This is a genomic window from Herbidospora galbida, assembly GCF_005233835.1.
GTDB classification, from domain to species: domain Bacteria; phylum Actinomycetota; class Actinomycetes; order Streptosporangiales; family Streptosporangiaceae; genus Herbidospora; species Herbidospora galbida.
The window spans coordinates 67800-91199 of the sequence record NZ_SZQA01000013.1 but is presented as its reverse complement, the minus strand read 5'-3'; the positions used below and the strand labels follow the sequence as shown (position 1 = coordinate 91199).

Genomic DNA, 23400 nt, shown 5'->3' with positions numbered 1-23400 from the left:
ATCCTGATTTCCGGTTGGACTGCAAGGGCCATTTAGGCGCTCTCCCGCCTGCCGGCCCGTCTCATGTCGTCGGGCGGGGGTTAGCCTCTGGATTCGTCCAGGCTTGCCGGACCTTCTGTCTGAGAGGGGCGTCGAATGCATGCCACATTTCACGGCGAATTGATCGCCGGGTGCCCCGAAGATCTGATGGCGAAGGTTGAGCAGATGATCGATCACGCGGCGGACGAGTTGGGTGCGATCATTTCGCCCGAGACGGACAGCTCTGAGCTACTTGGACTCTACGACGAGATGCGGGGCAAGCTGCAGGACGTCGCGTATGTTGCGAATGTTATTCAGTTGGTCCACCCCGACCAGGCGATGCGGGACAGGACTCGTCATCTGATCCATTGCCGGTCGCGCCGGGCCGCCCATTGAGGCAGCGTGCCGTTCATGGCGCTCTCGGCGAAGGAGATCCTCTCCTCCATGTCGCGCCTGCAGATATCGGCACTGACGTCGTCCGTCGTGAAGGTCTCCCACAGACCACCAGGGGTCAGGAACCTGCCGGCGTGATCCGTCCCGAGCTGCTCGTCCACCACCAGGAGCGCGCCGAGGGCGTCCTCCTGGTCGTATCGCTTCTCCACCTGCGGAAGATAGCGATCAAGATAGGCGGACAGGACGCCCGCGTCCTCCGCTTCAGCGAACCGGGCCAGCGCCACGCAGTAGCCCGCCCCCGCGTACACCACTTCGCTCTCCAGCAGCAGGTCCGTCAACCGGTCGCGGAACCCTACCCGCCGATCCAGTGCGATCAGCCAGGCGGCCGTGAGCCGGGCCCGCCACTCGCCTTCGAGCAGAGCGCCGAGATCATAATCGGTGATCCGGCGGGCGTCCCTGGCGAGCGAGCGCCCGAAGCCGATCGCCTCAGGGTCGGGGAGCCCCAGGAAACCTCCCAGGAGCTTCAGATAACGCTTCCTCCGGCCCCATTCCGGGACGACGAAGCGACGCACCAATCTGATCATCTCGTCGTCCGGTGGCAGCGGCATGCGCACGCGGTCATCCTGCCACGGCCGTCGCACGAGTGAACCTGGCCGCCACGAGCCGCAGGTGCTCGATCAGTTCCGGGGGTTCGGACACGTCGAAGTCCAGATCGAGCAGGCCGAGGTGGACCGCCAGGGTGTGGATGGTCTCCGCGCCCGTGTCCAGCACACAGGTGTCGTCGTCGATCGCCTCCACCACCCCCACCGCCGGGTTGATCCGTTCCGTCACCACGTCAGCGGGCGCGTGCACGACGATCCGGGCCCGGTGACGCCAGGCCGCGGAGGAGACGCCCCGCGCCACGTACGCCGCCGCGCCGCCCTCCGGGGGATCGCGCGGGGGGAAACGGGGGCCGGTCGGGGTCCGCGGGGTGAGCCGGTCGACGCGGAAGGTCCGCCAGTCGTGCCGGTCCACGTCCCAGGCCACCAGATACCAGCGGCGGCCCCACGACACGATCCGATGCGGCTCGGCCGCGCGCGGAGTGCTCGATCCGTCGTGGGCGCGGTAGTCGAACCTCAGGCGCTCCCTGTTCCGGCAGGCGGTCGCGAGTATGGACAGTACCGCCGCGTCGACGGTGGGCCCGGGACGGTCGGCCGGGACCGGTTCCGTGGACGCCCGCAGCGCGTCGACCCGGTGCCGCAGGCGGGACGGCAGCACCTGTTCCAGTTTGGTCAGCGCGCGGGCGGAGGTCTCCGCCATGCCGGCGACGGACTCGACGGCGGTGCGCAGGCCGATCGCGACCGCGACGGCCTCCTCGTCGTCGAGGAGCAGGGGTGGCATGGCCGTGCCGGCGCCGAGGCGGTAGCCGCCGTCGGTGCCCCGGCTCGCGTGGACGGGGTAGCCCAGGTCACGCAGGCGTTCGACGTCGCGGCGCACAGTGCGGTCGCTGACGCCCAGGCGGTCGGCGAGGTCGCGGCCCGGCCAGTCGCGGCGGGCCTGCAGGAGGGACAGCAGGCGCAGCAGGCGCGCCGAGGTTTCCAGCATGTACGCCACATTGCCAGCCCTTCCGGACAAAGGCTGACCGGAAGTCCCCGTAGCGTTGCGGTCATGAGCGAAGAGATCACCCCCTTCCGGATCGACATCCCTCAGGCCGTCCTCGACGATCTCCACCACCGGCTGGACGCCACCCGGTGGCCGGACCAGATCCCGGACACCGACTGGGACTACGGGGTGCCGGTCGCGTACGTGCAGCGGTTGGCCGAGCACTGGCGGCACGGCTACGACTGGCGCGGCTGGGAGGCGAGGCTGAACGCCCACCCGCAGTTCACGACCGAGATCGACGGGCAGAACGTCCACTTCCTGCCCGTCCGCTCGCCGCGCGAGGACGCGCTGCCGCTGCTGCTCACCCACGGCTGGCCGGGGTCCGTCGTCGAGTTCCTGGACGTGATCGGGCCGCTCACCGACCCGCCGGCCGGGCAGCAGGCCTTCCACCTGGTGATCCCGTCGCTGCCGGGGTTCGGGTTCTCCGGTCCGACCCGGGAGCGGGGATGGAACCGGTTCCGTACGGCGAAGGCGTGGGCCGAGCTGATGCGGCGGCTGGGCTACGACCGTTACGGCACCGCCGGCAACGACGCCGGGTCGATGGTCGCGCCGGAGCAGGGCCGGATCGACCCCGAGCACGTCGTCGGGGTGCACGTCACGCAGATCTACTCGTTCCCGTCGGGCGACCCCGCCGAGTTCGAGAAGATCACGCCGGAGGACCAGGAGGCGCTCAAGGTCCTCGCGTGGTTCCGCGACAACAAGATGTCGTTCAACATCCTGCACTCGCAGCAGCCGCAGACCCTCTCGTACGCCATCACCGACTCCCCCGCCGGGCTGCTCGGCTGGCACGCCCAGCTGATGGGGGAGGATCTCGACCCGGACTTCGTCCTGACCAACGTCATGCTCTACTGGCTGACCGGCACCGCCACGTCGGCCACCCGCTTCTACTACGAGGACGCCAGGGCCGAGGCGCCGGTCGGGCCGACGACGGTGCCGATCGGGCTGGCGATGTTCAAGGGTGACTTCGTGTCGATGCGCACCTTCGCCGGGCGCGACCACACGGACATCCGGTCGTGGCACTCCTACGACGAGCCCGCCGGGCACTACGCGGCGCACCTGGCGCCGGAGGTGCTCGTACAGGATCTTCGGGACTTCTTCGCGGGGCTGTGAACGGGCGTCTCACCGCTGCTCAGGGGTGCAGGTGAGACAACCGTGACTTGGCACGCGAGGGGGTGGGGGCCGGTCGCGCACGGGGTCGGATCGGCAAAGACCTAGGTCACGCGCTTCTGCCGGAGAGATCACAACTTTTGTCGATCTGCGCAAAAGCCTCTGGGCAAGTCGACGATCTAGCTCTATATTACGGCGCAGAGCAGCACTTATATCCCCCGTGTTACATGGAACGACCCGGCACCGCCGTCCAGCCGGCCATATCGGCGGTGCCGTAACCCCCTGCGCCGCCCTGACCGCGGCTCCCTCACCGAGATGGGACTGGCCATGCGGAAAATACCCCTCTTATCCGTCTCAGTGCTCACCGCGCTCTCCTGCCTCGCCCTGCCCGCGCAGGCGCGGGCGGCGGTGCCGCCGCAGGAGCCCGGTGTCACTCTGCGCACCTATGACGTCCAGGTCGAGCTGAACAAGCTCTGCACGCTCAAGCCCGGTCAGACGCCCAACGTCGACAAGCTGATGCCCACGATCGACTGGACGTCCGACGCCGACTTCGGTCTCGTCGACATGTTCGTCACCGAGGTCATCGCCAACATCAACATCGCCACCGCCGGCGCGTACGAGTTCCGGCTCACCAGCGACGACGGCTCCCGGCTGCGCATCGACGACACCGTCGTGATCACCAACGACGGGCGGCACGGCGCGATCTCCGTGGACGGCGCGATCAACCTGACCACCGGCTACCACGCGCTGCGCGTCGACCACTTCGAGCACCTCTACGGCCAGCAGCTCAGGCTGGAGTGGAAGCCCCCGGGCGCCTCGCAGTTCACCCTCGTGCCGACCTCGGTGCTGAGCACCGACGCCGACGTCGTGCGGGTCACCGGCCCCGGGCGCAAGGAGTGCGAGAGCGGCGCCGACTCCCCCGGCGACGGGCTGCCGCTGACCTCCGTACACCCCGACTTCGCGCTCACCGACCTTCGGCCGAACGGGTTCCAGCCGCAGGTGACCGGCATGGACTGGCTCCCCGACGACCGGCTGGCCATCACCACGTGGGGTGGCACGGACAACAAGCTCGGCGAGGTCTACCTGCTCGACAACGTCACGGGCGCGACCTCGCCCGCGCAGGTGACCACCAAGAAGATCGCCAGTGGGCTGCAGGAGCCCATGGGCATCAAGTACGTCGACGGCAAGCTCTACGTGTCGGAGAAGTCCCGGCTGGTGGAGCTGAACGACACCAACGGCGACGACGTGGCCGACAACCTGCGGACCGTGGCGACCTGGCCGTTCGGCGGCAACTTCCACGAGTTCGCGTTCGGGATGCTCTACCGGGACGGGCACTTCTACCTGAACCTGTCCGTCGCCATCAACTACGGCGGCGCGACCACCGACCCGCAGCCGGCGCCCGACCGGGGCACCACCATCAAGGTCAACAAGGAGACCGGCGCGGTCGAGTTCATCGCCGGAGGTCTGCGTACACCCAACGGGCTTTCCTGGGGTCCGAACGACGACCTGTTCGTCATGGACAACCAGGGCGGCTGGCTGCCGGCCTCGAAGCTGGTGCACGTCAAGCCGGGCCGGTTCTTCAACCACTACACCAACCCCGACGGCCGGTTCGACGACAACGCGGTGACCAAGCCCGTGCTCTGGCTGCCGCACAACGAGATCGCCAACTCCCCCAGCACGCCGCTGCTCGTGAAGCAGGGCCGGTTCGCGGGGCAGCTGCTGTTCGGTGACGTCACCTACGGCGGCATCCAGCGCGGCTTCCTGGAGAAGGTCAACGGCGAGTACCAGGGCGCGGTCTTCCGCCTCACCCAGGGCCTGGAAGCCGGGATCAACCGGATCAGCCTCGGGCCCGACGGCGCGATCTACGCCGGCGGTCTCGGCGCGGGCGGCAACTGGGGCCAGGAGGGCAAGCTCACCTACGGTCTGCAGAAGCTGACCCCCAGTGGCGACAAGGCCTTCGACATCCTGAAGATGCGCGCGATCGCGGGCGGCTTCGAGCTGGAGTACACCCAGCCCCTCTCGGACGCGACCGCCGAGTCGCTGGCGTCCAAGTTCCAGATCACCCAGTGGCGCTACGCCGCGTCCTCCACCTACGGCGGCCCCAAGGTCGACGAGGAGCCGCTGGCCGTCACCTCCGCGGAGCTGTCGACCGACAAGAAGAAGGTCACGCTGAAGATCGCGGGCCTGAAGGCCGACCGCGTGGTGCACCTGCGCTCGCCGCGCCCGTTCGCCTCGGCGTCGGGCCAGCCGCTGTGGAGCACCGAGGCCTGGTACACCCTCAACACGCTGATCGACGGCCCGCAGACCGACACCGTGTACGAGGCGGAGAGCGCCTCGCACAGCGGCGGCGCCAACCTGGCCACCGACCACCTGAGCTACACGGGCAGCGGCTTCGTCGCCGGCTACGGCAACCAGGGCGCGGCCACGCAGTTCGCCGTGACCGTCCCCCGCGAGGGCACCTACCACGTGGGCCTGCGCTACTCCAACGGCCCCAACCCCGCCCCCGGCAACAAGTCCGTGAGCGTGTACGTCAACGGGACCAAGATCAGGCAGGTGCCGCTGCCCAGCACGGTGTCGTGGGAGCAGTGGGCCACCCGGGTCGAGCCGCTGACCCTGAACGAGGGCGTCAACCTCATCACGTACAAGGTCGACAGCGGCGACACCGGCCACGTCAACCTCGACTCCCTCACCGTCGCGGCGCAGCGGGTCTTCGAGGCGGAGAACGCCACGCTGGCCGGCGGCGCGAAGGCCAACAAGGACCACCCGGGCTACACCTACAAGGGCTTCGTGGACGGCTACTGGAACCAGGGCGCGAGCACCTCGTTCAGCGTGTGGTCGGACACCACCGGCCCGCACAACGTCGCCCTCCGCTACGCGGCCGACACCACCAGGTCGCTGAGCGTGTACGTCAACGGCACCAAGGTCAGGCAGTCGCGACTGGCCTCCACGGGCGGCTGGGACACCTGGGGCCTCCAGACGGAACAGCTCAACCTGGTCCGGGGCACCAACGAGATCACCTACCGGTACGACGCGGGCGACGGCGGCAACGTCAACCTCGACCACATCTCCGTCTCGCTCGCGCAGCGGATCACGCTGTTCGACGGCACGAGCCTGGCGGCGTTCGAGAAGCGCGCCGGCGGCACGGCCACCTGGCCGATCGCGAACGGCTCCGTCGAGTCCCTCGGCGGCGACATCCGCACCCGTCAGACCTTCGGCGACTTCAAGCTCCACGCCGAGTGGCTGGTGCCGGACTACCCGTCGAACGTGACCGGGCAGCAGCGCGGCAACAGCGGCATCTTCCTCCAGGAACGCTACGAGGTTCAGGTCCTGGAGTCGTTCGGTGACGCGGCCCCCCTCATCAACGGGGCGGGCTCCATCTACAACAAGCGCGCGGCCGACACCAACAGGGCCACCGCCCCCGGCACGTGGCAGACCTACGACATCACCTTCCGCGCGGCCCGCTACACCAGCACTGGTGTGAAGGTCGACAACGCCCGGGTGACGGTCGTCTGGAACGGCCAGGTCGTCCACGACAACGTGTCCGTCGACGGCGGCACGGGCGACCACATCGCCGAGAGCGTGGCGACGGGCGGCATCCGCCTCCAAGATCACGGCGACGCCGGCGAGAACCCCCGTTTCCGCAACGTGTGGATCGAGCCCGTCTCCTAGGCACGGCTCCATGCAGATGAGAAGGGGCCCCGGATCCGATCCGGGGCCCCTTTCTCGTTGAGGGGAGGAGGATGGGCCGCGGACGGTCCGGGAGTGACCGTCCGCGGCCCAGTGGAGGTCCCGCGTCAGTTGCGCAGGGTCCACTGCTGGTTGGGGCCGCCGTTGCACGACCACAGGATGATCCTGGTGCCGTTGGCGGTGCCGCCGCCGAAGGCGTCCAGGCACAGGCCTGACTGGACGCCGGTGATGGTGCCGTTGGAGTTGACGTTCCACTGCTGGTTCGTCTGGCCGTTGCAGTCCCAGATGATGACCTGGGTGCCGTTCGTGGTGCCCTGGCCGTTGGCGTCGAGGCACTTGTTGCCGAACACCTGCAGCTGCTTGCCCGAGGTGTACGTCAGCCGCTGGTTGGTGCCGCTGCCGCAGTCGTACAGCTGCGCCTGGGTGCCGTTGGCCGACGAGCCGCCGGTGATGTCCACGCAGCGGTTTGACTGCGTGCCGACGATCTGCTGGCCGCCGCCGCTGCTGCCGCCGCTGCCCTGCCGGACGAGGGACGTCGACGCCGCCGAGCGGTTGCCCTGGGCGTCCACGACGAAGAGCCGGTATTCGCCGTTCGTCGTCGGCACGGCGATGGAGGTGGCCGTGCCGCCCGCCCTGGTCATCGTGGCGCCGGCGGTGAAGGTCGTCGAGCCGGCGGGGGCCAGCCAGACGCTCTTGCTTGAGTCGCCGGTGCTGCGGATGGGGATCGAGGTCTGGCCGCTGCTGGTGTACGTGCTGGCGGGCAGGACGTAGTCGGGCAGGGACAGGTTGCTCTGGGGGATGATGCCCCGGTAGGCGTCCTCCAGGCCGGAGTTCACCGCGATGCCGTAGGCCGGGGCCGGCCAGACGTAGTCGGACGACACGATGATGTCGTGGACCGTGCTGTTCGGCAGGACCTTGTTGGAGACCTTGTTGATCGGCCCATAGGTCTGCGTGATGCTCAGGTCGTGCTTGCGGCCCCAGTCGTCGGAGTTGATGAGCCACGTGATGTTCTTGTCGACGCTCAGGACGTTGTCGCGGAACACCATGTTGCCCGAGCCCTCGTCCGGGTGGAGTCCGTATTTGTGACCCGACGGCACGCCCTGCATGTAGTTGTTGGTGATCGTGGTCCCCGGCTGGTTGCCCAGCGTGTAGACCGGGGCCGTGTCGCTCAGGCGCTGCACCGTGTCGATGAAGTGGTTGTGGCTGATGGTGTTGCTCTTCGCCGTGGTGGTCGGCCGGTTCGGCGCGATCGAGCCGGACGAGCCGTCGAAGTTCCACCATCCCCAGCCGAGGGTCACGCCGGCCCACGGGGACTTCTCGATGCGGTTGCGCTGGATCGACACGGTGTCGGCGAAGTAGGCCGAGATGGGGCTGTGCCCCCAGAACAGCACCGCGCTGTCGTACAGGTAGTTGTTCTTGATCTCGATGTTCTTGGGCGCGCCCTCGACCGACGCGGTGTACTTCTCGCGGTTGGACGAGGTGTGGTCGCCGATGTAGACGTGCTGCGGATGGCCGACGGTGATGGCGGATCCGGCGATGTCGTTGGTGTAGTTGCCGATCACCTGGGAGTTCACCACGTCGTTGACCATGTTGATCCCGTCGACGCCGGTGTGCTGGATCCGGTTGTTCTGCAGCACGAGCCCGTCGGCGTTGTCGATCTGGATGATGCCGGGCGCCGTGTCGACGTTGCGGTAGTAGTACGCGTGGAAGTTCTGCTTCGCGTACGCGAGCGCGCCGAGGTTGCCCTGCTGGGCCTGCTTGAGCACCGAGCCGGCCACGTTGAACAGGTTCCAGTCGGAGTGCTGCACCGTGAGGCCCGAGAAGGTGATGTTCCGGGCGCGGGAGCTCGTGGAGGTGCCGGCAACCTTGATGAGGGTCGTCACGTTGTTCGGCGCGACGACGCTCGCGGTCGACATGTTCTCCGAGGCGGCCTTGTAGTAGTACAGCGTCTTGGTGGTCTTGTCGAAGAAGAACTCACCGGCCGTGTCGAGGAACTCGTAGGCGTTCATGAGCTTGTGCGTGCCGCCGACCTGCGCGTTGCCATTGAAGGCGCCCTGGGCGATGGCCGCGCCGGGCTGCTGGAAGGTGGCGATGCGGCCGGAGCCGTCGGAGGTGACCTGGCGGACGCCGACGATGGCGGTGGTCCAGGTCGTGCCGGTCTCGATCTCGATGTCGTCCTGGTTGCTCGCGATGGCGGGGAAGTCGCTCAGGCTGTAGCGCGACCCGGCGCACTGCGAGCCCGACTCCCACGCCCACGACGCCTGGCCGGCCGTGACGTTGTAGGTGCCGGTGCAGCCCTGGGAGCTGACGGTCTTGGTGGCCATGAACGCGCGCTTGTCGTTGACGTAGAGCGCGCGGAGCTTGTTGCTGCGGTTCAGCGGGGCCTTCCAGATGTTGCCACTGTGCTGCGTCCACCCCGTCACCGGTACGCCGCCGGTCAGGATCGGCGTCTCGTTCTGGTAGGCGGCGTAGATGACCCGGAAACCGTTCGTGCCGGAGTCGGCCTGGGTGAACTCGATGGTGCTGCCGACCGAGTACGTCCCGCCGCGGAGGTAGACGTAGATGTCGCCGGTCATGTTGGCGTTCACCGTGCGGACGACGTCCCTGGCCTTCTGCACGGTCTTGAACGGCGCCGAGATCGTGCCCGCGTTGGAGTCGTTGCCGTCAGGGGCGACGTAGTAGGTGGCCTGGGTCGCCGCCGAAGCGACCCCGCCTCCCAGGCTCGGGACCATCACGGCGGCGACGAACACCGCGAGCGCGGCCAACACCTTCCCGGTGGTGGATAAGACTGCCTTCACGCCCTTTTCCTTTCGCTGGTTCATCACCTGTCGCGAGGTCGTCCGCCCCGTGCCACGCCGACGAAGAATCCGCAGCAGATGGAATGTGGTCATCTGACATCCCAAACGTATGACGTATGCCGACTGACGTCTGAGGTAATGTTGCACCAATAGGGGTGTCTGGCAATAGTGGTCGTCTCGGGGGCAGACACCCCTCCATCCGCTTCCGCAGGAAACCCGTGGTCGCGGATGTAACTTTCACGCACCGGGAAGCCCCGCCTACCGGCGCAGCCCCTCCGTCACCACGGCGACGAGCCGGTCGAGCGCGGCGGGATCCGACAGGCACCCGGCCATCAACGCCTTGACGTCGGCGTGGGGACGTGACCGTTCAGTAGCCGTCTCTCTGAAGGAGCGCACGACGCGTTCGTCGTCGCCGGGCCGGCGCTCCCCAGGCGGCCGACCTTCTCACGCTCCAGATCGTCCGCCCCGATCGCTAGCCTTCGTGCCATGTCGAAGGCGTTGGATTTCACCTGTTCGTGCTGTGGAGACAGGCATGACGGCCTGCCGTTGTCCTATGCGACGGAGGCCCCCGACTACTGGAAGCCGGGGATGGAGGATGACTCCCTGAATCTGCTGTCGTCCGACCAGTGCGTCATCCAGGGGCGGGCCTTCTTCTTACGCGGGCTGATCGAGATCCCTCTCGTCGACGCCGACGACGTCTTCACCTGGAACGTGTGGGTCTCGCTCAGCCAGGAGAACTTCATCCGGGCCTGCGAGTTCTGGGGGATCCCCGGCAGGGAGAGCGAGCCGCCGTACTTCGGGTGGCTGTCCACCGAACTGTCGATCTACTCGCCGTCCACGATCAACCTCAAGACCAACCTGCACACCCGCCCCGTCGGGGAGCGTCCGGTCATCGAACTGGAACCGACCGATCATCCCCTCGCGGTGGAGCAGCGGACGGGGATCACCCTCGACCGGGCGCGGCAGATCGCCGAGATCCTGCTGCACGGCGGTGCAGCCCGCCACTGACGGGCCTTCGCCGATTTCGCACATGATCTCCCCATCATCCCCGCCACCTCTCGCCGGTCGGCGGATCGAATGGCGGCGTGAGGTTCTTCGTCGCGCAGTTGGCCCGGTTCGCGTGGGCCGAGGCGAGGGCGTGCGGGTTCGCGGTCGGGTTGTTCGCCGGGCTGGCCCTCTCCTCGGTGGTGCCGCTGCCCGTGCCGCGTTATGACGCGCTGCTCCTGTACGCCGTCGCGCTCACCGTCCTCTTCCGGGTGATGCGGTGGGAGACCACCGAGGAGGTCGCCGTCATCGCCTGCTTTCACGTGGTCGGGCTGGCGTTCGAGCTGGTCAAGGTGCGGCTCGGGTCGTGGAGTTATCCCGAGGACGCCTACACCAAGTTCTTCGGCGTACCGCTCTACAGCGGGTTCCTCTACGCCGCCGTCGGGAGTTACGTGTGCGCGGCCTGGCGAATCCTGTCGCTCAGCCTGGTCGCCTACCGGGCGGTTCCGGTCACGCTGCTCGCGGTGGCGATCTACGTCAACTTCGTCAGCCACCACTGGTGGGTCGACCTGCGGGTTCCGCTGGCGGTCCTGCTGGTGGTCGTCACCTGGGGGACCTCGGTGCTGTTCACCGTGGGCGGGCACCGCCATCGGCTGCCGCTGGCCCCGGCGCTGCTGCTGACCGGGTTCTTCCTCTGGGTGGCCGAGAACGTCGCCACCTACCTCGGCGCGTGGGAGTACCCCCATCAACGCGACGGCTGGCGGCTCGTCCACACGGGCAAGATCGGGGCCTGGGCGCTGCTCGTCACGGTCAGCTTCGTGATCGTCGCCTCGTGGCGGGCCGCGCGGGAGCGGCGGGTCACGGGCGGGTGAGGCGGGTCTTCAACGCCGACACGTCGGCCGGGTCCATGCCTGCGGCCAGGAGGTACTTCTCGGCGTCGAAGCCGTCGAGGGCGTCGTACACGGCGGCCCTCAGCGTCGTGCCCTTGGTGCGCAGGATCTGCTCGATCTCGGCCGTCTGGTCGTCGATGCCCAGTTCCGCGTAGAGCGGGACCAGGCGGGCCGTGCTCTCCTCGTAGTCGGTCGCGATCGCCTCCGGGGTCACGCCGACCAGCGACAGCAGGAGCATGACGACGAGGCCGGTCCGGTCGCGTCCCAGGCCGCAGTGGACCAGCACGCCGCCCTCCGGCGCGCGGGCCACCGCCGTCGCGGCGGCCACGCACTGCGCCGGCTTGGACTCCAGGAAGTACCGGTAGTAGAGCGGCGATCCGTCGAGTTCGTGGTCGCGGATGTGGCCCCAGACCCGCTCGTCGGCCATGTCGTCGAGGTCGATCCGCACCGTCGTGAGGCCGGGGGGCCGGAGATCGGGAGAGTACGACTCGCGGAGGTCGACCACGGTCCGCACCCCGTGGGCCGTCGCGGCCGCCCATCCGGCCGCCGTCAGGCGCTCGGGATTGTCCGAGCGGACCAGCGCGCCGAACGACGTTTGGCCGCCGTCGTGAAGTGGGAGACCTCCCAGGTCTCGGGTGTTGTGACACCCTTCCCAGGACAGATGGGGCACGAAGGGTCCTTTCAGGCCAAGAGACATTGCCGACCATAAACCGACATTTATCTGACTGGCAGCATTGACCTTCACGACACGTCCAGTCAACATCGTTGCCGCAGGTCGCCTGCGTGAAATGTCAATTTAACGCAGATATATCTTGACTTGTGAGCCCAGAGGGCCTATCACTTGGTGGGCAGAAGTCGGCGATCTCCCATATGGCGGCATGATGACAACTGAATCCGGTTCGGCTCAAAGTCGCGACGAATACCGGGCTATGCAGGCCGAGGCGTTCAACCGCATCGGGTCACGGTACGACGACGCCTTTCCCCACAAGGAGGGGCAGATCGCGGCCGGGGAGTGGCTGATCAAGCAACTCCAGCCGGGCGCGCGAGTGCTCGACGTCGGATGTGGCACCGGAGAGCCGACCGCCAAGCAGTTCGCCGACGCGGGCTGCGAGGTCACCGGGATCGACATCTCGCCCGTCATGCTCGACCTGGCGCGCAAGAACGTGCCCGAGGGGACGTTCCTGGAGCGCGACGTCACCGAGATCGACGCCTCGCTCGGGCGGTTCGACGCGGTGGTGGCGTTCTTCTCGCTGCTGATGCTGCCGCGGGCCGACATCGCGACGGCGCTGCAGAAGATCCACGACGTGATCGTGCCCGGTGGGCTGCTGGCGCTGAGCATGGTCGAGATCGACCTCGACGACGTGCCGTTCCAGTTCCTCGGCGCGCCCGTCCGCGTCACCGGCTACCTGCGCGAAGACCTGCGTGCCCTCGTCGAGGAGACCGGGTTCACCGTGGTCGTCGAGACCGACATCTCCTACGCGCCGGCCACCACGCAGGCGCCGCCGGAGATCCAGCTGTTCCTCAACTGCCGGCGGAACCAGTTCTGAAGACACAGTGACTCACACACAGTGATCGACACCGAGGGTCTGGCATTTCTCGGTGACACGGCACGGGCGATCGGCGACTGCCTCGACCCGGAGCAGGCCGCGAGGCTGCTCTGCGAGGCGGCCGTGCCCCGGCTGGCCGACGCCGCCGCCGTCTACCTCGACGGGGGTGCCGTGCACCGGCTCGATCCGCGCGGGCGGTTGCCCTCGCGCTGGTCGGGCGATCCGGCGGCCACGGTTCCCGAACTGGTGGGCGGACGGCTGCTGACCGTGCCGCTGCGGGCCTACGGCGAGGCCGTCGGGTGCGCGGTGCTGGCCCGGGACCGTGAACGCGGCGAATTCGACCAGGACGACGTGCTGGTCATCGGGCAGCTGGCGGTCCCGGTGGCGCTCACGATCTTCCACGGGCGATTACACCGCCGGCAACTCGAGACGCTGGAGATCCTGCAACGCGGGATCCGGCCCGGTCAGCCTCCCTCTCTGCCCGGTCTGGAGATCGCGTTCCGCTACCAGCCCGCCGCCGCGCGCGTCGGCGGCGACTGGTTCGACGTCATCCCGCTGCCCGGCTCCCGGGTGGCCCTGGTCGTGGGCGACGTCATGGGTCACGGCCTCGACGCCGCCGCGATCATGGGGCAGTTGCGCATCGCCGTACAGACACTCGCCTCTCTCGACCTGCCGGCCGAGCAGGTGCTGCAGTCGCTCGACGAGATGGCGCAGCGGCTGGCCGCACAGACGATCACGACCTGTGTCTACTGTGTGTACGACCCCGTCCAGCGCCGCTGCACCATCGCCAGCGCCGGTCACCTGCCCCCGGTCCTGGTGAGCGCCGACGGCAAGGCCGAGGTGCTCCAGCCGCCCGCGGGCACCCCGATCGGGCTCGGGCGCAACGCGTTCGAGACGGTGGAGATCGCCGCCGACGACGACAGCATGCTCGTCCTCTACACCGACGGCCTGGTCGAGGAGCGCGGCGAGGACATCGGCGTCGGAGTCGAGCGCCTGCGGCGCGGCCTGACCGGAGTGCGGCCCCTCGAAGAGGTCTGCGCGAGCGTGGTCCCGGCCACGCCGATGCGCGACGACGTCACCATGCTGGCGATCCGGTTCACCGGCATCCCCAGCGAGGACGTCGCCCAGTGGCTGCTGGAGCCGCAGGCGCAGACCCCCTCGCGGGTGCGCGGGCTGGTGCGGCGCACGCTGGCCGGATGGGGGCTGCACGCCCTCATCCCGACGGCCGAACTGCTGGCCTCCGAACTGGTCACCAACGCGGTGCGGGCGACGGCCCGGCCGATCACGGTACGGCTGCTGCGCACCGACAGCCTCCTGTGCGAGGTCAGCGACGACGACCACCGCATGCCGAGGCTCCGCGAACCCGGCCGCTTCGACGACGAGGGGCGCGGGCTGTTCGTGGTGAACGAGCTCGCCGACCGATGGGGCACGAGCCGGGTGGCGGGCGGGAAGACGGTCTGGTTCAGCCTGCCGGTGAAGGGCGCCTGAAAGACCCGGAAAGCCCGCCCGGCCGCCGCTTGCCCCGGAAGGATGGGGTCCATGAAGCGCCTGGCCGACCTCGTCCGCGACGACAACTTCGACCTCTACGTGCTGGGCCTGGTCGCACTGGTGTTCACCGTGCTCGGCGTGGTCGGGCTGGCGGAGACCTCGGTGCTGATCTCGGCCACCCTCGCGCTGCTGGCGCTGCTGGCCTTCTCGCAGATCAAGTCGCGCCGCCAGGTGGCCCAGCTCGTCGCCGACCGGTCGGCCCTCCGGGAGGACTTCCCGCCCGACCTGGCCGCCCGCCGCGCGCGGGCCCGTGACTACCTGTTCATCGGGCGGTCGATGGCCCGGACGGCCAACACGATGCGCGCCGACCTGAAGGCGCTGCTGGAGAGCGGGGCGCGCATCCGGGTGATGATGGTCGACCCTGACGATGAGTCGGTCATCGCGGCGGCGGCCCTGATCGGCTACAGCGGCTCCGATCCGGCGCTGCTGGCCGGGCGCATCCGGGGCGTCCTGGCCGAACTCGACCATCTGCGCTCACTCACCGGGGGGAACCTGGAGATCCGGCTCACCCGGTTCGTCCCCTCGGTGGGTCTCCAGGTCGTCGACGGCCAGTACATCTGCGCGCAGCGGTTCGAGCACCGGCCGACCGGCGAGAGCGGGCCGATCCTCGCTCTGGAGCCACGCGACGGCGTCTGGTTCCACCGCTTCGCCGCCGAGGCAGAGCGGATGTGGGACGACGGGATCCCCTGGTCCGGTTAGTCAAGATCGCCGGATTGTGGAACGTTTCAAACGCGGGCACCGATAGTTCACCGACGTATCACCAGAAACGAAGGAGATGTGGTGTTCCGCCGATTACTGACTGTCTTCCTCTTGACCGCGACCTCGCTCGTGGGAGTCGCCGCGCTCCCGGCACACGCCGACAAGACGTTCCGGGGCGAAGGTGACGACGTCATCCGCATCAAGGCGACCAAGACTCCCGGCCTGATCACGTTCGACCACACAGGGGAGTCGAACTTCATCGTCCACACGATCAACCCCAAGGGGAAGAAGAGCGACCTGCTCGTCAACGAGATCGGCGACTGGTCCGGCACGGTCCTCTACAACGGCTCCAACAGCTTCGCCGCCCCCGGCACCGCCGGCCTCCAGATCCAGGCCGACGGCCCCTGGACCGCCACGTTCAAGCCTGTGAGCAAGGCCCGCTGCTGGTGCTCCGCGACGATCCGCGGCGAGGGATCCCAGGTACTCAAGCTCACCCCTACCAGGGGCCTGCGGACCATGAACGCCACCCACAACGGCACGTCGAACTTCATCGTGTACGGCTTCCAAAGCCTCACCGACTACCCCGACCTGCTGATCAACAAGATCGGCAAATACCGGGGCAAGGTCCTGCTGACCCAGGGCACCCGCCTCGTGACCGTGGACGCCGATGGTGTCTGGGTTCTGCGACGGAACTAGTACTGATTCCCCACTCAGTCTGAGTACGAAAACGGTGCTGGGGAGCGCGCCCATGGAAGATCCTTTGGGGCATGAAATGGTGGATTTTCCTGGTTTCTCTGACTTTCGCGATATTCGCCGCCTGGCTGACCTTCTCGACCGGCGTGGCCCCCAGCACCGTCCTGGCGATCGGCGTCGGCGCGGTCAGCCTGATCTGGCTGCTCATCCTGCTGACCGTGCCGTGGAACCTGTACTTCTCGGCCCGCCGGGTCGTCCACGAGACCGCGCTGTCGCGGGAGCGGGGCATCGAGGTGCCCCAGGCCCGTGAGGACGAGGCCCGGGGCATCGCGAAGCGGATGCTGCGGCTGGCGGTGCTCGGGCATGTGGTCTCGGCGGCGGTGATCGCGACGGTCACGTACTTCTCCGGGGAGTACGTGGGCTACTACTTCGCCGGCTTCTACCTGCTGGCGACCCTGTTCCGGCCCACGGGCGCCTACCTGGCCCATCTGAAGGACCGGGTCGGGACGCTGATGGAGGAGCTGCACTATCCGCGGCAGGACGTGGCGACGCTGCGTACCGACGTGAAGGACCTGGTGGAGGCCCGGACCGCCCTGGAGGCGTCGATCGAGACGCTGACCGAGGACCTCCGGCGGGTCCGCGACGAGCTGGCGGCGGCGCGGTCGGTGCTGGAGGACGCCGACCACGACCTGAACCGGAAGATCACCCTGATGACGCGGCGCTTCGACGAGACGGTCGACGGGCTGAGCGACAACCAGGAGCTCATCACCGGCCTGAAGGCCTTCCTCCGCCTGGTGCGCACTAGCTGACGGCCGGCATGGTCCGCAGTTCCCCGCCCTGGAGGGAGCCCAGCAGCCAGCCCTTCCCGTGGGGCACCACGTTGGCGGGGGCGGGGTCGATGCCCGACAGGCGTCGCTCGATCCGGCCGTCGGGGGCGATCACCAGGATCGAGCCGGCGATCGGGTCGTCCTCGTCGGCCAGGAGGGCGGCGGGGAGGCGGGCGGCCAGCCACCGGGTCCAGACGTTCGGCAGGATCCGCTCGTCGAGGAGGGGCACCCGGTCGTAGACGCCGAGGAGCAGGCGGCCGTCGGGGAGCCGGGTGAAGCCGTCGCCGATGCCGGGGACGCGGTCGAGGAAGGTCGTGGTCGTCCCGTCGGCCAGTGAGTACCTGGTGACGCGGTAGCGGGTCGACTCGACCACGAGCAGCGCCCGCTGGTCGTCGGTGACGACGACGCCGTTGGGGAAGTACAGGCCTTCGGCCAGCACGGTCGTCGTCTTCGCCGCGGGGTCGTAGCGGAGGAGCCGGCCTCGGGGGCGGCCCTCCAGGAAGTCGTACACGGAGAAGGCGGAGCCATCCAGGGTCGAGTTGTTCAGCCTGCTGTTGGAGTCGGAGAAGTAGACCGTCCCGTCGGCGGCGACGGCGAGGTCGTTGGCGAACCTGATCGGCTCGCCGCCGGCGGTGTCGGTGAGCAGGGTGACGGTGCCGTCGGGGGCGACGGACTGGAGGCCGACGCCGTGGTTGGCGACCAGCAGGTGGCCGCGCGCGTCGAACACCAGCCCCAGGGGACGCCCGCCGACCTCGGCGAAGGGTTCCGGCCAGCCTCCCGGCCGGAGACGCACGATCCGCCCGTCGAGCAGACCGGTGTGGATCCGCCCGGCGGAGTCGACGGCCACGTCCTCCGGGCCGGGCAGCGCGGCGAGCGAGGAGACCCCGGCGGCGGGCGTGACATGCGCGATCTCCGACGGCGGCCCGGGGTCCCAGGCGATCGGGTCGAAGGGGTCGACGGGCGGGCGGAGGAACACGACGAACGCGCCGGCCAGCAGCGCCGCCGCGCCCAGCCCGATGACGGCTGCTCTCTTGAGGTTCACGCCGCCGAGTCTCGGGCGGGGGTCACCGGCGCGGAAGCGTGCCCGCACGCACCCGTGGTGCGGCCGGCCTCACCCGTTCAGGTAGCGCAGCACCGCCAGGACCCGCCGGTGGTCGTCGGGATGGGCGGGGAGGGCGAGCTTGGTGAAGATGCCCGAGCAGTGCTTCTCCACGGTCCGTTCGGCGATGCCGAGCCGGGTCGCGATGGCCTGGTTGGTGCGGCCCTCCGCCATCAGCGACAGCACGGCCCGTTCGCGTTCGCTGAGCCCGTTGAGCGGGTCGTCGGGTCTCTCTCGACGGCCGACGAGCTGGTCGATGACGACGGGGTCGAACGCCGCCCCGCCGTTTCCGACGCTCCGCACCGCGGCGGCCAGTTCGGCCAGGTCGGTCACCCGGTCTTTCAGCAGGTAGCCCACGCCCTGGGCGCCGCCGTCGAGCAGTTCGACCGTGTAGGTGAGGCGGACGTACTGGGACAGGACGAGCACCCCCGTACCGGGGTGGAGCCGCCGGATCCGCCCCGCCGCCCGCAGCCCTTCGTCGGTGCGGGTCGGCGGCAGGCGGATGTCGACGATCGCGACGTCGGGGCAGTGGTCGTCGACGGCCCTGAGGAGCGCGGCGGCGTCCTCGACGGCCGCGACGACGGTGAAGCCGGTCTCGGCGAGCAGCCTGACCAGGCCCTCACGCAGCAGCGCGCTGTCTTCGGCGATGGCTACCCGCACGGCAGCACCGCCCTGACGACGGTGCCCGCGCGGTCGTCCACGTGGTCGTCCACGTGGAAGGTGCCGCCGCAGACGGCGACCCGGTCGGCCAGGCCGCGGAGCCCGGTGCCGCGCGCGGCGTCGGCCCCGCCGACGCCGTCGTCGCGGATCTCGACCGACAGCAGCCCGTCGGCGGCCACGACGCGCACGACCGCCTCGGTCGCCCCGGCGTGTTTGGTCACGTTGGCCAGCCCTTCGGCGACGACGTAGTAGGCGACGGTCTCCACCTCCGGCGGCAGGTCGCCGACGCGGGCGGTGACCCGCACGGGCACGGGCGACAGCGCGGCCAGCTCCCCGACCGCCCCGGCGAGCCCCCGTTCGGTGAGCACCGGCGGGTGAATGCCCTGGGTCAGCGCCCGCAGGTCGCCGAGCACCGCGAGCAGGGCGTGCCGGGCCTCCCTGATCAGCGGCACGGGATCGCGGGACGCCTCGGCCAGCGAGAGCGTCATCGGGATCGACAGCAGCCGCTGCTGCACGCCGTCGTGCAGGTCGCGCTCGATGCGCCGCCGCTCGGCCTCGGTCGCCTCACCGGCCTGCCTGATGCGCAGGCGCAGGTCGGCGGCGAGCCTCTCGTTCCACAGCGCCAGCCCGGCCGCCGCGCAGGCGGCCTCGATCAGCTCGGGCTCCTCGAAGAGCACGGGGTCGTGGACGAGTACCGCCAGCCGCTCCCCCGCTCGGTCGACCCGCGTGGCCCCGCCTTCGGGGACGTCGACGACCCGCCCGCCGAGGTCGACGTAGCGGCCGGCGGCCCAGTAGCCGACCCGGAGCGTCGGATCGCGCAGCGTCGCCGCGAGCTCGGCCTCGATCCCGCCGGCCGGGACGTCGCCCAGCCGCACCACGAGGTCGGCCACCGCGCCCCGCCGCATCCGGCGATGGAGCAGCCCGGCCAGATACCCGGCGGGCACGAGCGCGAGCGCCGCCTGCGACAGACCGGTGGCCAGGGGGACGTCCGCCACGGGCTTCAGCGCCAGCACCACCACGACCGCCACCAGACCCGCCAGCGTGACCGGGTTGAACACCCGCCGCCGCGCCGCCGCGCTCCCCCGCCATCGGAGGACCTGCACCGCGACGACCGCCGCCCCGCCGACCGCCAGCCCCGCGAGCGGCGCGAACGCCGCGACGACCAGGGCCCCATAGACGACGCCGACCCCGGCCCGCTGCGCGGTGGTCCCGGCCCGCCCGGTCGGGAACGTGATCAGCCAGTGCCCCAGCACGGCCGCCCACGCACCGCCGACCACCGGCACCACGGGCCCCAGCTTGGCGAGCAGCCAGAGCGACCCGACGCACAGGAGCAGGGGCCCCACGCGATGGCGCGGCTGGACGACCCATCCCACGATCCCGGCGACGAGGTAGCCGGCCCCGACGAGTAATTCGCCCACACGGGGAGTCTAGAAGCCATCTCGATGGACATCACAAAGTAAGTCAAGCCTTACTTTCCGTATCCCTCGTCTCCATACTTGGGCGGGTGGAAACCGAACAGCAGATCGTTGACGGCCTGTACGACCGCCTCGACGCCGCCGTCTCCGACACGCTGGCCGCCCGCGACCGCGCGCTGACCACGTCCGACGACCTGCACACCCGCGACGTCGAGCTGTCCAGGCTCACCCGCAGGCTCGGCGAACTCCGGGCCGCCGAACGCTCGCTGTGCTTCGGCCGCATCGACACCCCCGCCGGGGACTTTCTGCACATCGGCCGCGTCGGCCTGCGCTCCCCGGACGGCGAGGTCGTCCTGGTCGACTGGCGCGCCGACGCCGCCCGCCCCTTCTACGCCGCCACTCCCGCGACCCCGCTGGGCCTGCGCCGGCGCCGCCACCTGCGGCTGCAGAACCGCAGGGTCGTGGACGTCAGCGACGAGATCCTCGACGGCTCGGCCCCCACCCCCGACGACGTGGTCGGCGACGGCCCGCTCGCGGCCGCGCTCAGCCGGGCCAGGACCGGGCGGATGCGCGAGGCCGTCTCGACGCTGCAGGCCGAGCAGGACGCGATCGTCCGCTCCCCGCACCGGGGCGTCACCGTCGTGGACGGCGGCCCCGGCACCGGCAAGACCCTGGTCGCGCTGCATCGCGCGGCCTATGTGCTCTACGCCTTCCCCGCCCTCGCCGGGCGCGGGGTCCTCGTGTACGGCCCCAACAGCCGGTTCCTCGACTACATCTCCGACGTGCTGCCGTCGCTGGGCGAGAACGACGTCCGGATGGCCACGCTGGCCGACCTCGTGGGCGTCGCCCCGACCGCCGCCGAACCCGAGGAGGCGGCGCGGGCCAAGGGGGTCGCGGGCACGGCCGCCTCGCTGGCCGCCTGGGTGCGCGCCCGGCAGCCGCGCGGCGTCCCGCTGGAGGTCAAGGTCGGCCAGGAGACGCTGGTCCTGACCCCGGCCGAGGTCGACGCGGCCCACCGCCTCGCCACCCGCGAGGGGCTGGCCCACAACCCCGCCCGCGAGAGGTTCCGCGAGCACGTGGTCGACGCCCTGGTCGACCTGCTGGAGCGGCGCACCGCCGACGCGCTGGCCCGGCTCGACGCCGAGGTCGCGTCCATGCTCGGCGTCGACCTCGACGACGCGGTGGCCGGCGATCTCAGGTCCCTGGGCCTGGACGACAGCCCGGCGGCGGAGCCCGAGTTCGACTGGGACGCGGTCCGCGAGCAGCTCCTCGACGACCCCGCCGTCGACCAGGCGACCGAGGCGGTGTGGCCCCGGCTGCGCCCCGAGGACGCGCTCGGCCGCACCGTCCGCACCCGCGCCGACCTCGCGCTGCTCGACGAGGCCCGCGCGCTGATCGACGGCCCGCCCGAGGAGGTGTACGGCCACATCGTCGTGGACGAGGCCCAGGAGCTCACCGAGATGGAGTGGCGGATGCTGCTGCGCCGTTGCCCGTCCCGCTCGATGACGGTCGTGGGCGACTTCGCCCAGTCGGGCTCGGCCACCACGGTCCGCTCGTGGCCCGAGGCCGTCGGCGACCGGTTCGTCCACCACACGCTCACGGTCAACTACCGCACCACGGCCGAGATCCTCGGCCACGCGACCCCGCTGCTGGCCCGCATCGCCCCGGGCCAGGGGCCGTCGCGGTCGGTCCGCCACGGCGAACCCCCGCGCACCCTGACGGGAGGCCCCGACACCGTCCGGGCCCTGGCCGCCGACGAGGACAACGGCCTCGTCGGCGTCATCGCCCCTCCCGGTATGACGGAGGCCCTGGAAGGGAGCGGCGCGATCGTCGTCGCCGCTCCCGACGCCCGGGGGCTGGAGTTCGACACCGTGGTCGTCGTCGACCCGGCCGCGATCGAGGCCTACCGCGAGTCGGGCCCCAGAGACCTGTACGTCGCCCTCACCCGCGCCACCCGCCGCCTGTTCGTCGTCACTCCGGCCGCAGGCTGATCGCCTCGCGCGGACAGCACTCCGCCACCTCCTCCGCCAGGGCGATCTCGGCCGGATCGGTGAGCTCCCCCGTCCGCGCGGCGGCGACGTGGTCGGCCCCGAGGGTGAACAGCCCGGGGGCGGTGGCGGCGCAGAGCCCCGTGCCGAAGCACAGCGCCCGGTCGACCTCCAGACGCCGCCCCATCAGAGGATCACCGGCAGGGCGCGGTAGTCGTTCAGCGCCCAGACCTCGTGGCGGCGGACCTCCTCGCGCGGGATCGCCAGCCGCAGCCCGGGGAACCGCCCGACGAGGGTGGCGAGGGTCATCTCGCTGATGAGCCGGGCCGCCGCCGCGCCGAGGCAGTTGTGGATGCCGTGGCCGAGCCCGAGATGCCGCGCCCCCGTCCGGGTGAGGTCGAGCCGGTGGGGGTCGTCGAAGACGGCGGGGTCGCGGTTGGCCGCCGCGACCATGACCATGACCGGCTCGCCCGCGGCGATCACCTGGTCGCGGATCCGGATGTCCTCGGTCGGGAACCGCCAGGGCGTGGAGGCCACCGGGGACTCGTACCGGAGCAGCTCCTCGACGCCGGTCCCCGCCAGGATCCCGGGGTCGTCGGCGACCAGCTTGAGCTGCCCGGGATGGTCGAACAGCGCGAGCACGGCGTTGGTGAGGAACATCTTGGTCGTCCCGACCCCCGCGATGATCATGATGATGACCAGCGCGTCGAGCTCGTCCTGGGTGATCCGCCCCTCCTCGTCGGCGGCCCGGATGAACGCGGAGGTGAGATCGTCGCCCGGCTCAGCGCGCTTCAGCGCGACGAGCTCGCGCCCGTAGGCGATGATGCGCTCCCGCGCGCCGGGGATGCGCGGGAAGTCGGCCGGGTCGGTGGAGATGAGCAGGTCGACGTCGCCCGCGAGCTGCTCCCGGCGCTCCAGCGTGAACCCGAGCCGCGTCGAGACGACCCGGGAGGGGATCAGCGCCGCGAACTCCGCGACCAGCTCCCTCTCCTGGCCCGGCGCCCAGTCCTTGATGGTGTCGTCGACGATCGTCCGGATGTCCTCCCGCCACCGGTCGACGCTTCGCGGCGTGAACGCGCTCATGGCGCAGCGGCGTACTTTGGTGTGCTGGGGCGGGTCGAGCCCGGGAATCGTCTGCGAAAGGACGGTGCCCGCGCTGACGGAAAGGCCCGAGGCCTGGAATTCGGGGCTGCCGCGCCACTCGGCGGTGCTGAACCGGGGGTCGCCGAGGATGGTCACGGCGTCGTCATACCTGGTCACGACCCACATGGGGACGTTTCCGACCGGGAAGACGTATCGGTGGACGGGTGAGTTCTCCCGGAGCCAGTCGAGCGCCGAATAAGGGTCACGGAAATAGTCGGGACTGAACAACTCGAATGGGACGACCGTATTCGACATGCGGTTTC

General features: G+C 69.9%; 21 protein-coding genes. 11 read left to right on the top strand and 10 right to left on the bottom strand.

Going from position 1 to position 23400, the window contains the following annotated elements; translation table 11 throughout:
- The first annotated feature begins 135 nt into the window (after positions 1–135).
- Positions 136–414, top strand: coding sequence for a hypothetical protein (locus tag FDA94_RS15555; RefSeq protein ID WP_137247772.1), 279 nt, complete (start codon positions 136–138; stop codon positions 412–414).
- Here FDA94_RS15555 and FDA94_RS15550 read toward each other — a convergent pair.
- The gene (locus FDA94_RS15550; protein WP_246059957.1) at positions 375–1019 is read right to left on the bottom strand and encodes a DUF6000 family protein; all 645 of its coding nucleotides are present in this window, start codon (positions 1017–1019) and stop codon (positions 375–377) included. The genes FDA94_RS15555 and FDA94_RS15550 overlap by 40 nt on opposite strands.
- A 10-nt stretch (positions 1020–1029) precedes the next feature.
- Positions 1030–1995 (bottom strand): helix-turn-helix transcriptional regulator, encoded by a 966-nt coding sequence (locus FDA94_RS15545; RefSeq protein WP_137247770.1) that lies wholly within the window; start codon positions 1993–1995, stop codon positions 1030–1032.
- 63 nt (positions 1996–2058) lie between these two features.
- Here FDA94_RS15545 and FDA94_RS15540 point away from each other — a divergent pair, with 63 nt between their 5' ends.
- Together FDA94_RS15540 and FDA94_RS15535 are read left to right on the top strand one after the other, a co-directional pair.
- Complete coding sequence (locus FDA94_RS15540) at positions 2059–3162, top strand: epoxide hydrolase family protein (protein ID WP_137247769.1); 1104 nt, start codon at positions 2059–2061, stop codon at positions 3160–3162.
- 354 nt (positions 3163–3516) lie between these two features.
- Complete coding sequence (locus FDA94_RS15535; RefSeq protein WP_212735337.1) at positions 3517–6828, top strand: 3-keto-alpha-glucoside-1,2-lyase-like domain-containing protein; 3312 nt, start codon at positions 3517–3519, stop codon at positions 6826–6828.
- Between the two features lie 125 nt (positions 6829–6953).
- On the opposite strand, the gene FDA94_RS40525 is transcribed toward FDA94_RS15535, so the two are convergent.
- Positions 6954–9644, bottom strand: a complete 2691-nt coding sequence (locus tag FDA94_RS40525) for an RICIN domain-containing protein (protein WP_246059946.1) — start codon at positions 9642–9644, stop codon at positions 6954–6956.
- Positions 9645–9902: 258 nt separating this feature from the next.
- Positions 9903–10040, bottom strand: coding sequence for a hypothetical protein (locus FDA94_RS39175; RefSeq protein WP_170990958.1), 138 nt, complete (start codon positions 10038–10040; stop codon positions 9903–9905).
- A gap of 90 nt (positions 10041–10130) precedes the next feature.
- On the opposite strand from FDA94_RS39175, the gene FDA94_RS15525 reads away from it, so the two are divergent.
- Both FDA94_RS15525 and FDA94_RS15520 read left to right on the top strand, forming a co-directional pair.
- Complete coding sequence (locus FDA94_RS15525) at positions 10131–10652, top strand: DUF2199 domain-containing protein (RefSeq protein WP_137247766.1); 522 nt, start codon at positions 10131–10133, stop codon at positions 10650–10652.
- 77 nt (positions 10653–10729) lie between these two features.
- Positions 10730–11500: a DUF817 domain-containing protein gene (locus tag FDA94_RS15520; RefSeq protein WP_170990957.1), complete on the top strand. Its 771-nt coding sequence runs from the start codon at positions 10730–10732 to the stop codon at positions 11498–11500.
- Here FDA94_RS15520 and FDA94_RS15515 read toward each other — a convergent pair.
- Positions 11487–12188, bottom strand: a complete 702-nt coding sequence (locus FDA94_RS15515) for a tyrosine-protein phosphatase (RefSeq protein WP_246059944.1) — start codon at positions 12186–12188, stop codon at positions 11487–11489. The genes FDA94_RS15520 and FDA94_RS15515 overlap by 14 nt on opposite strands.
- Before the next feature lie 208 nt (positions 12189–12396).
- On the opposite strand from FDA94_RS15515, the gene FDA94_RS15510 reads away from it, so the two are divergent.
- The 5 genes from FDA94_RS15510 (at position 12397) to FDA94_RS15490 (ending at position 16814) form a co-directional block, all read left to right on the top strand.
- Positions 12397–13065 carry a class I SAM-dependent methyltransferase gene (locus tag FDA94_RS15510; RefSeq protein ID WP_198168170.1) on the top strand — a complete coding sequence of 223 codons (669 nt, stop codon included), beginning with the start codon at positions 12397–12399 and terminating at the stop codon, positions 13063–13065.
- 21 nt (positions 13066–13086) lie between these two features.
- Complete coding sequence (locus tag FDA94_RS15505) at positions 13087–14553, top strand: ATP-binding SpoIIE family protein phosphatase (RefSeq protein WP_137247764.1); 1467 nt, start codon at positions 13087–13089, stop codon at positions 14551–14553.
- Positions 14554–14604: 51 nt separating this feature from the next.
- Positions 14605–15312, top strand: coding sequence for a hypothetical protein (locus tag FDA94_RS15500; protein ID WP_212735336.1), 708 nt, complete (start codon positions 14605–14607; stop codon positions 15310–15312).
- An 81-nt stretch (positions 15313–15393) separates the two neighbouring features.
- Positions 15394–16008, top strand: a complete 615-nt coding sequence (locus FDA94_RS15495; RefSeq protein WP_170990956.1) for a hypothetical protein — start codon at positions 15394–15396, stop codon at positions 16006–16008.
- Between the two features lie 71 nt (positions 16009–16079).
- Positions 16080–16814 (top strand): kinetochore Spc7 family protein, encoded by a 735-nt coding sequence (locus FDA94_RS15490; protein WP_137247761.1) that lies wholly within the window; start codon positions 16080–16082, stop codon positions 16812–16814.
- Here the strand turns inward: FDA94_RS15490 and FDA94_RS15485 are convergent.
- The 3 genes from FDA94_RS15485 to FDA94_RS15475 form a co-directional block, all read right to left on the bottom strand.
- Positions 16807–17874 carry an SMP-30/gluconolactonase/LRE family protein gene (locus tag FDA94_RS15485; RefSeq protein ID WP_170990955.1) on the bottom strand — a complete coding sequence of 356 codons (1068 nt, stop codon included), beginning with the start codon at positions 17872–17874 and terminating at the stop codon, positions 16807–16809. The two genes, FDA94_RS15490 and FDA94_RS15485, sit on opposite strands and share 8 nt — an antisense overlap.
- A gap of 69 nt (positions 17875–17943) precedes the next feature.
- On the bottom strand, positions 17944–18591 hold the full coding sequence (locus FDA94_RS15480) for a response regulator transcription factor (protein ID WP_137247759.1): 648 nt from the start codon (positions 18589–18591) through the stop codon (positions 17944–17946).
- Positions 18582–20009: a sensor histidine kinase gene (locus tag FDA94_RS15475; protein WP_137247758.1), complete on the bottom strand. Its 1428-nt coding sequence runs from the start codon at positions 20007–20009 to the stop codon at positions 18582–18584. The genes FDA94_RS15480 and FDA94_RS15475 overlap by 10 nt, the downstream gene beginning before the upstream one ends.
- A gap of 86 nt (positions 20010–20095) precedes the next feature.
- Here FDA94_RS15475 and FDA94_RS15470 point away from each other — a divergent pair, with 86 nt between their 5' ends.
- Positions 20096–21997, top strand: a complete 1902-nt coding sequence (locus tag FDA94_RS15470) for a HelD family protein (RefSeq protein WP_246059943.1) — start codon at positions 20096–20098, stop codon at positions 21995–21997.
- On the opposite strand, the gene FDA94_RS15465 is transcribed toward FDA94_RS15470, so the two are convergent.
- Together FDA94_RS15465 and FDA94_RS15460 are read right to left on the bottom strand one after the other, a co-directional pair.
- Positions 21978–22181: a ferredoxin gene (locus FDA94_RS15465; RefSeq protein WP_137247757.1), complete on the bottom strand. Its 204-nt coding sequence runs from the start codon at positions 22179–22181 to the stop codon at positions 21978–21980. The two genes, FDA94_RS15470 and FDA94_RS15465, sit on opposite strands and share 20 nt — an antisense overlap.
- Complete coding sequence (locus FDA94_RS15460; protein ID WP_170990954.1) at positions 22181–23392, bottom strand: cytochrome P450 family protein; 1212 nt, start codon at positions 23390–23392, stop codon at positions 22181–22183. The genes FDA94_RS15465 and FDA94_RS15460 overlap by 1 nt, the downstream gene beginning before the upstream one ends.
- Positions 23393–23400 lie beyond the last annotated feature (8 nt).

Excerpts from the sequence above, each read along its gene's own strand:
- FDA94_RS15525 (WP_137247766.1), top strand. The coding sequence starts at position 10,131 with ATGTCGAAGGCGTTGGATTTCACCTGTTCGTGCTGTGGAGACAGGCAT.
- FDA94_RS15510 (WP_198168170.1), top strand. The coding sequence starts at position 12,397 with ATGATGACAACTGAATCCGGTTCGGCTCAAAGTCGCGACGAATACCGG.
- FDA94_RS15465 (WP_137247757.1), bottom strand. The coding sequence starts at position 22,181 with ATGGGGCGGCGTCTGGAGGTCGACCGGGCGCTGTGCTTCGGCACGGGG.
- FDA94_RS15550 (WP_246059957.1), bottom strand. The coding sequence starts at position 1,019 with ATGCCGCTGCCACCGGACGACGAGATGATCAGATTGGTGCGTCGCTTC.
- FDA94_RS15460 (WP_170990954.1), bottom strand. The coding sequence starts at position 23,392 with ATGTCGAATACGGTCGTCCCATTCGAGTTGTTCAGTCCCGACTATTTC.
- FDA94_RS15500 (WP_212735336.1), top strand. The coding sequence starts at position 14,605 with ATGAAGCGCCTGGCCGACCTCGTCCGCGACGACAACTTCGACCTCTAC.
- FDA94_RS15555 (WP_137247772.1), top strand. The coding sequence starts at position 136 with ATGCATGCCACATTTCACGGCGAATTGATCGCCGGGTGCCCCGAAGAT.
- FDA94_RS15490 (WP_137247761.1), top strand. The coding sequence starts at position 16,080 with ATGAAATGGTGGATTTTCCTGGTTTCTCTGACTTTCGCGATATTCGCC.
- FDA94_RS15540 (WP_137247769.1), top strand. The coding sequence starts at position 2,059 with ATGAGCGAAGAGATCACCCCCTTCCGGATCGACATCCCTCAGGCCGTC.
- FDA94_RS15545 (WP_137247770.1), bottom strand. The coding sequence starts at position 1,995 with ATGCTGGAAACCTCGGCGCGCCTGCTGCGCCTGCTGTCCCTCCTGCAG.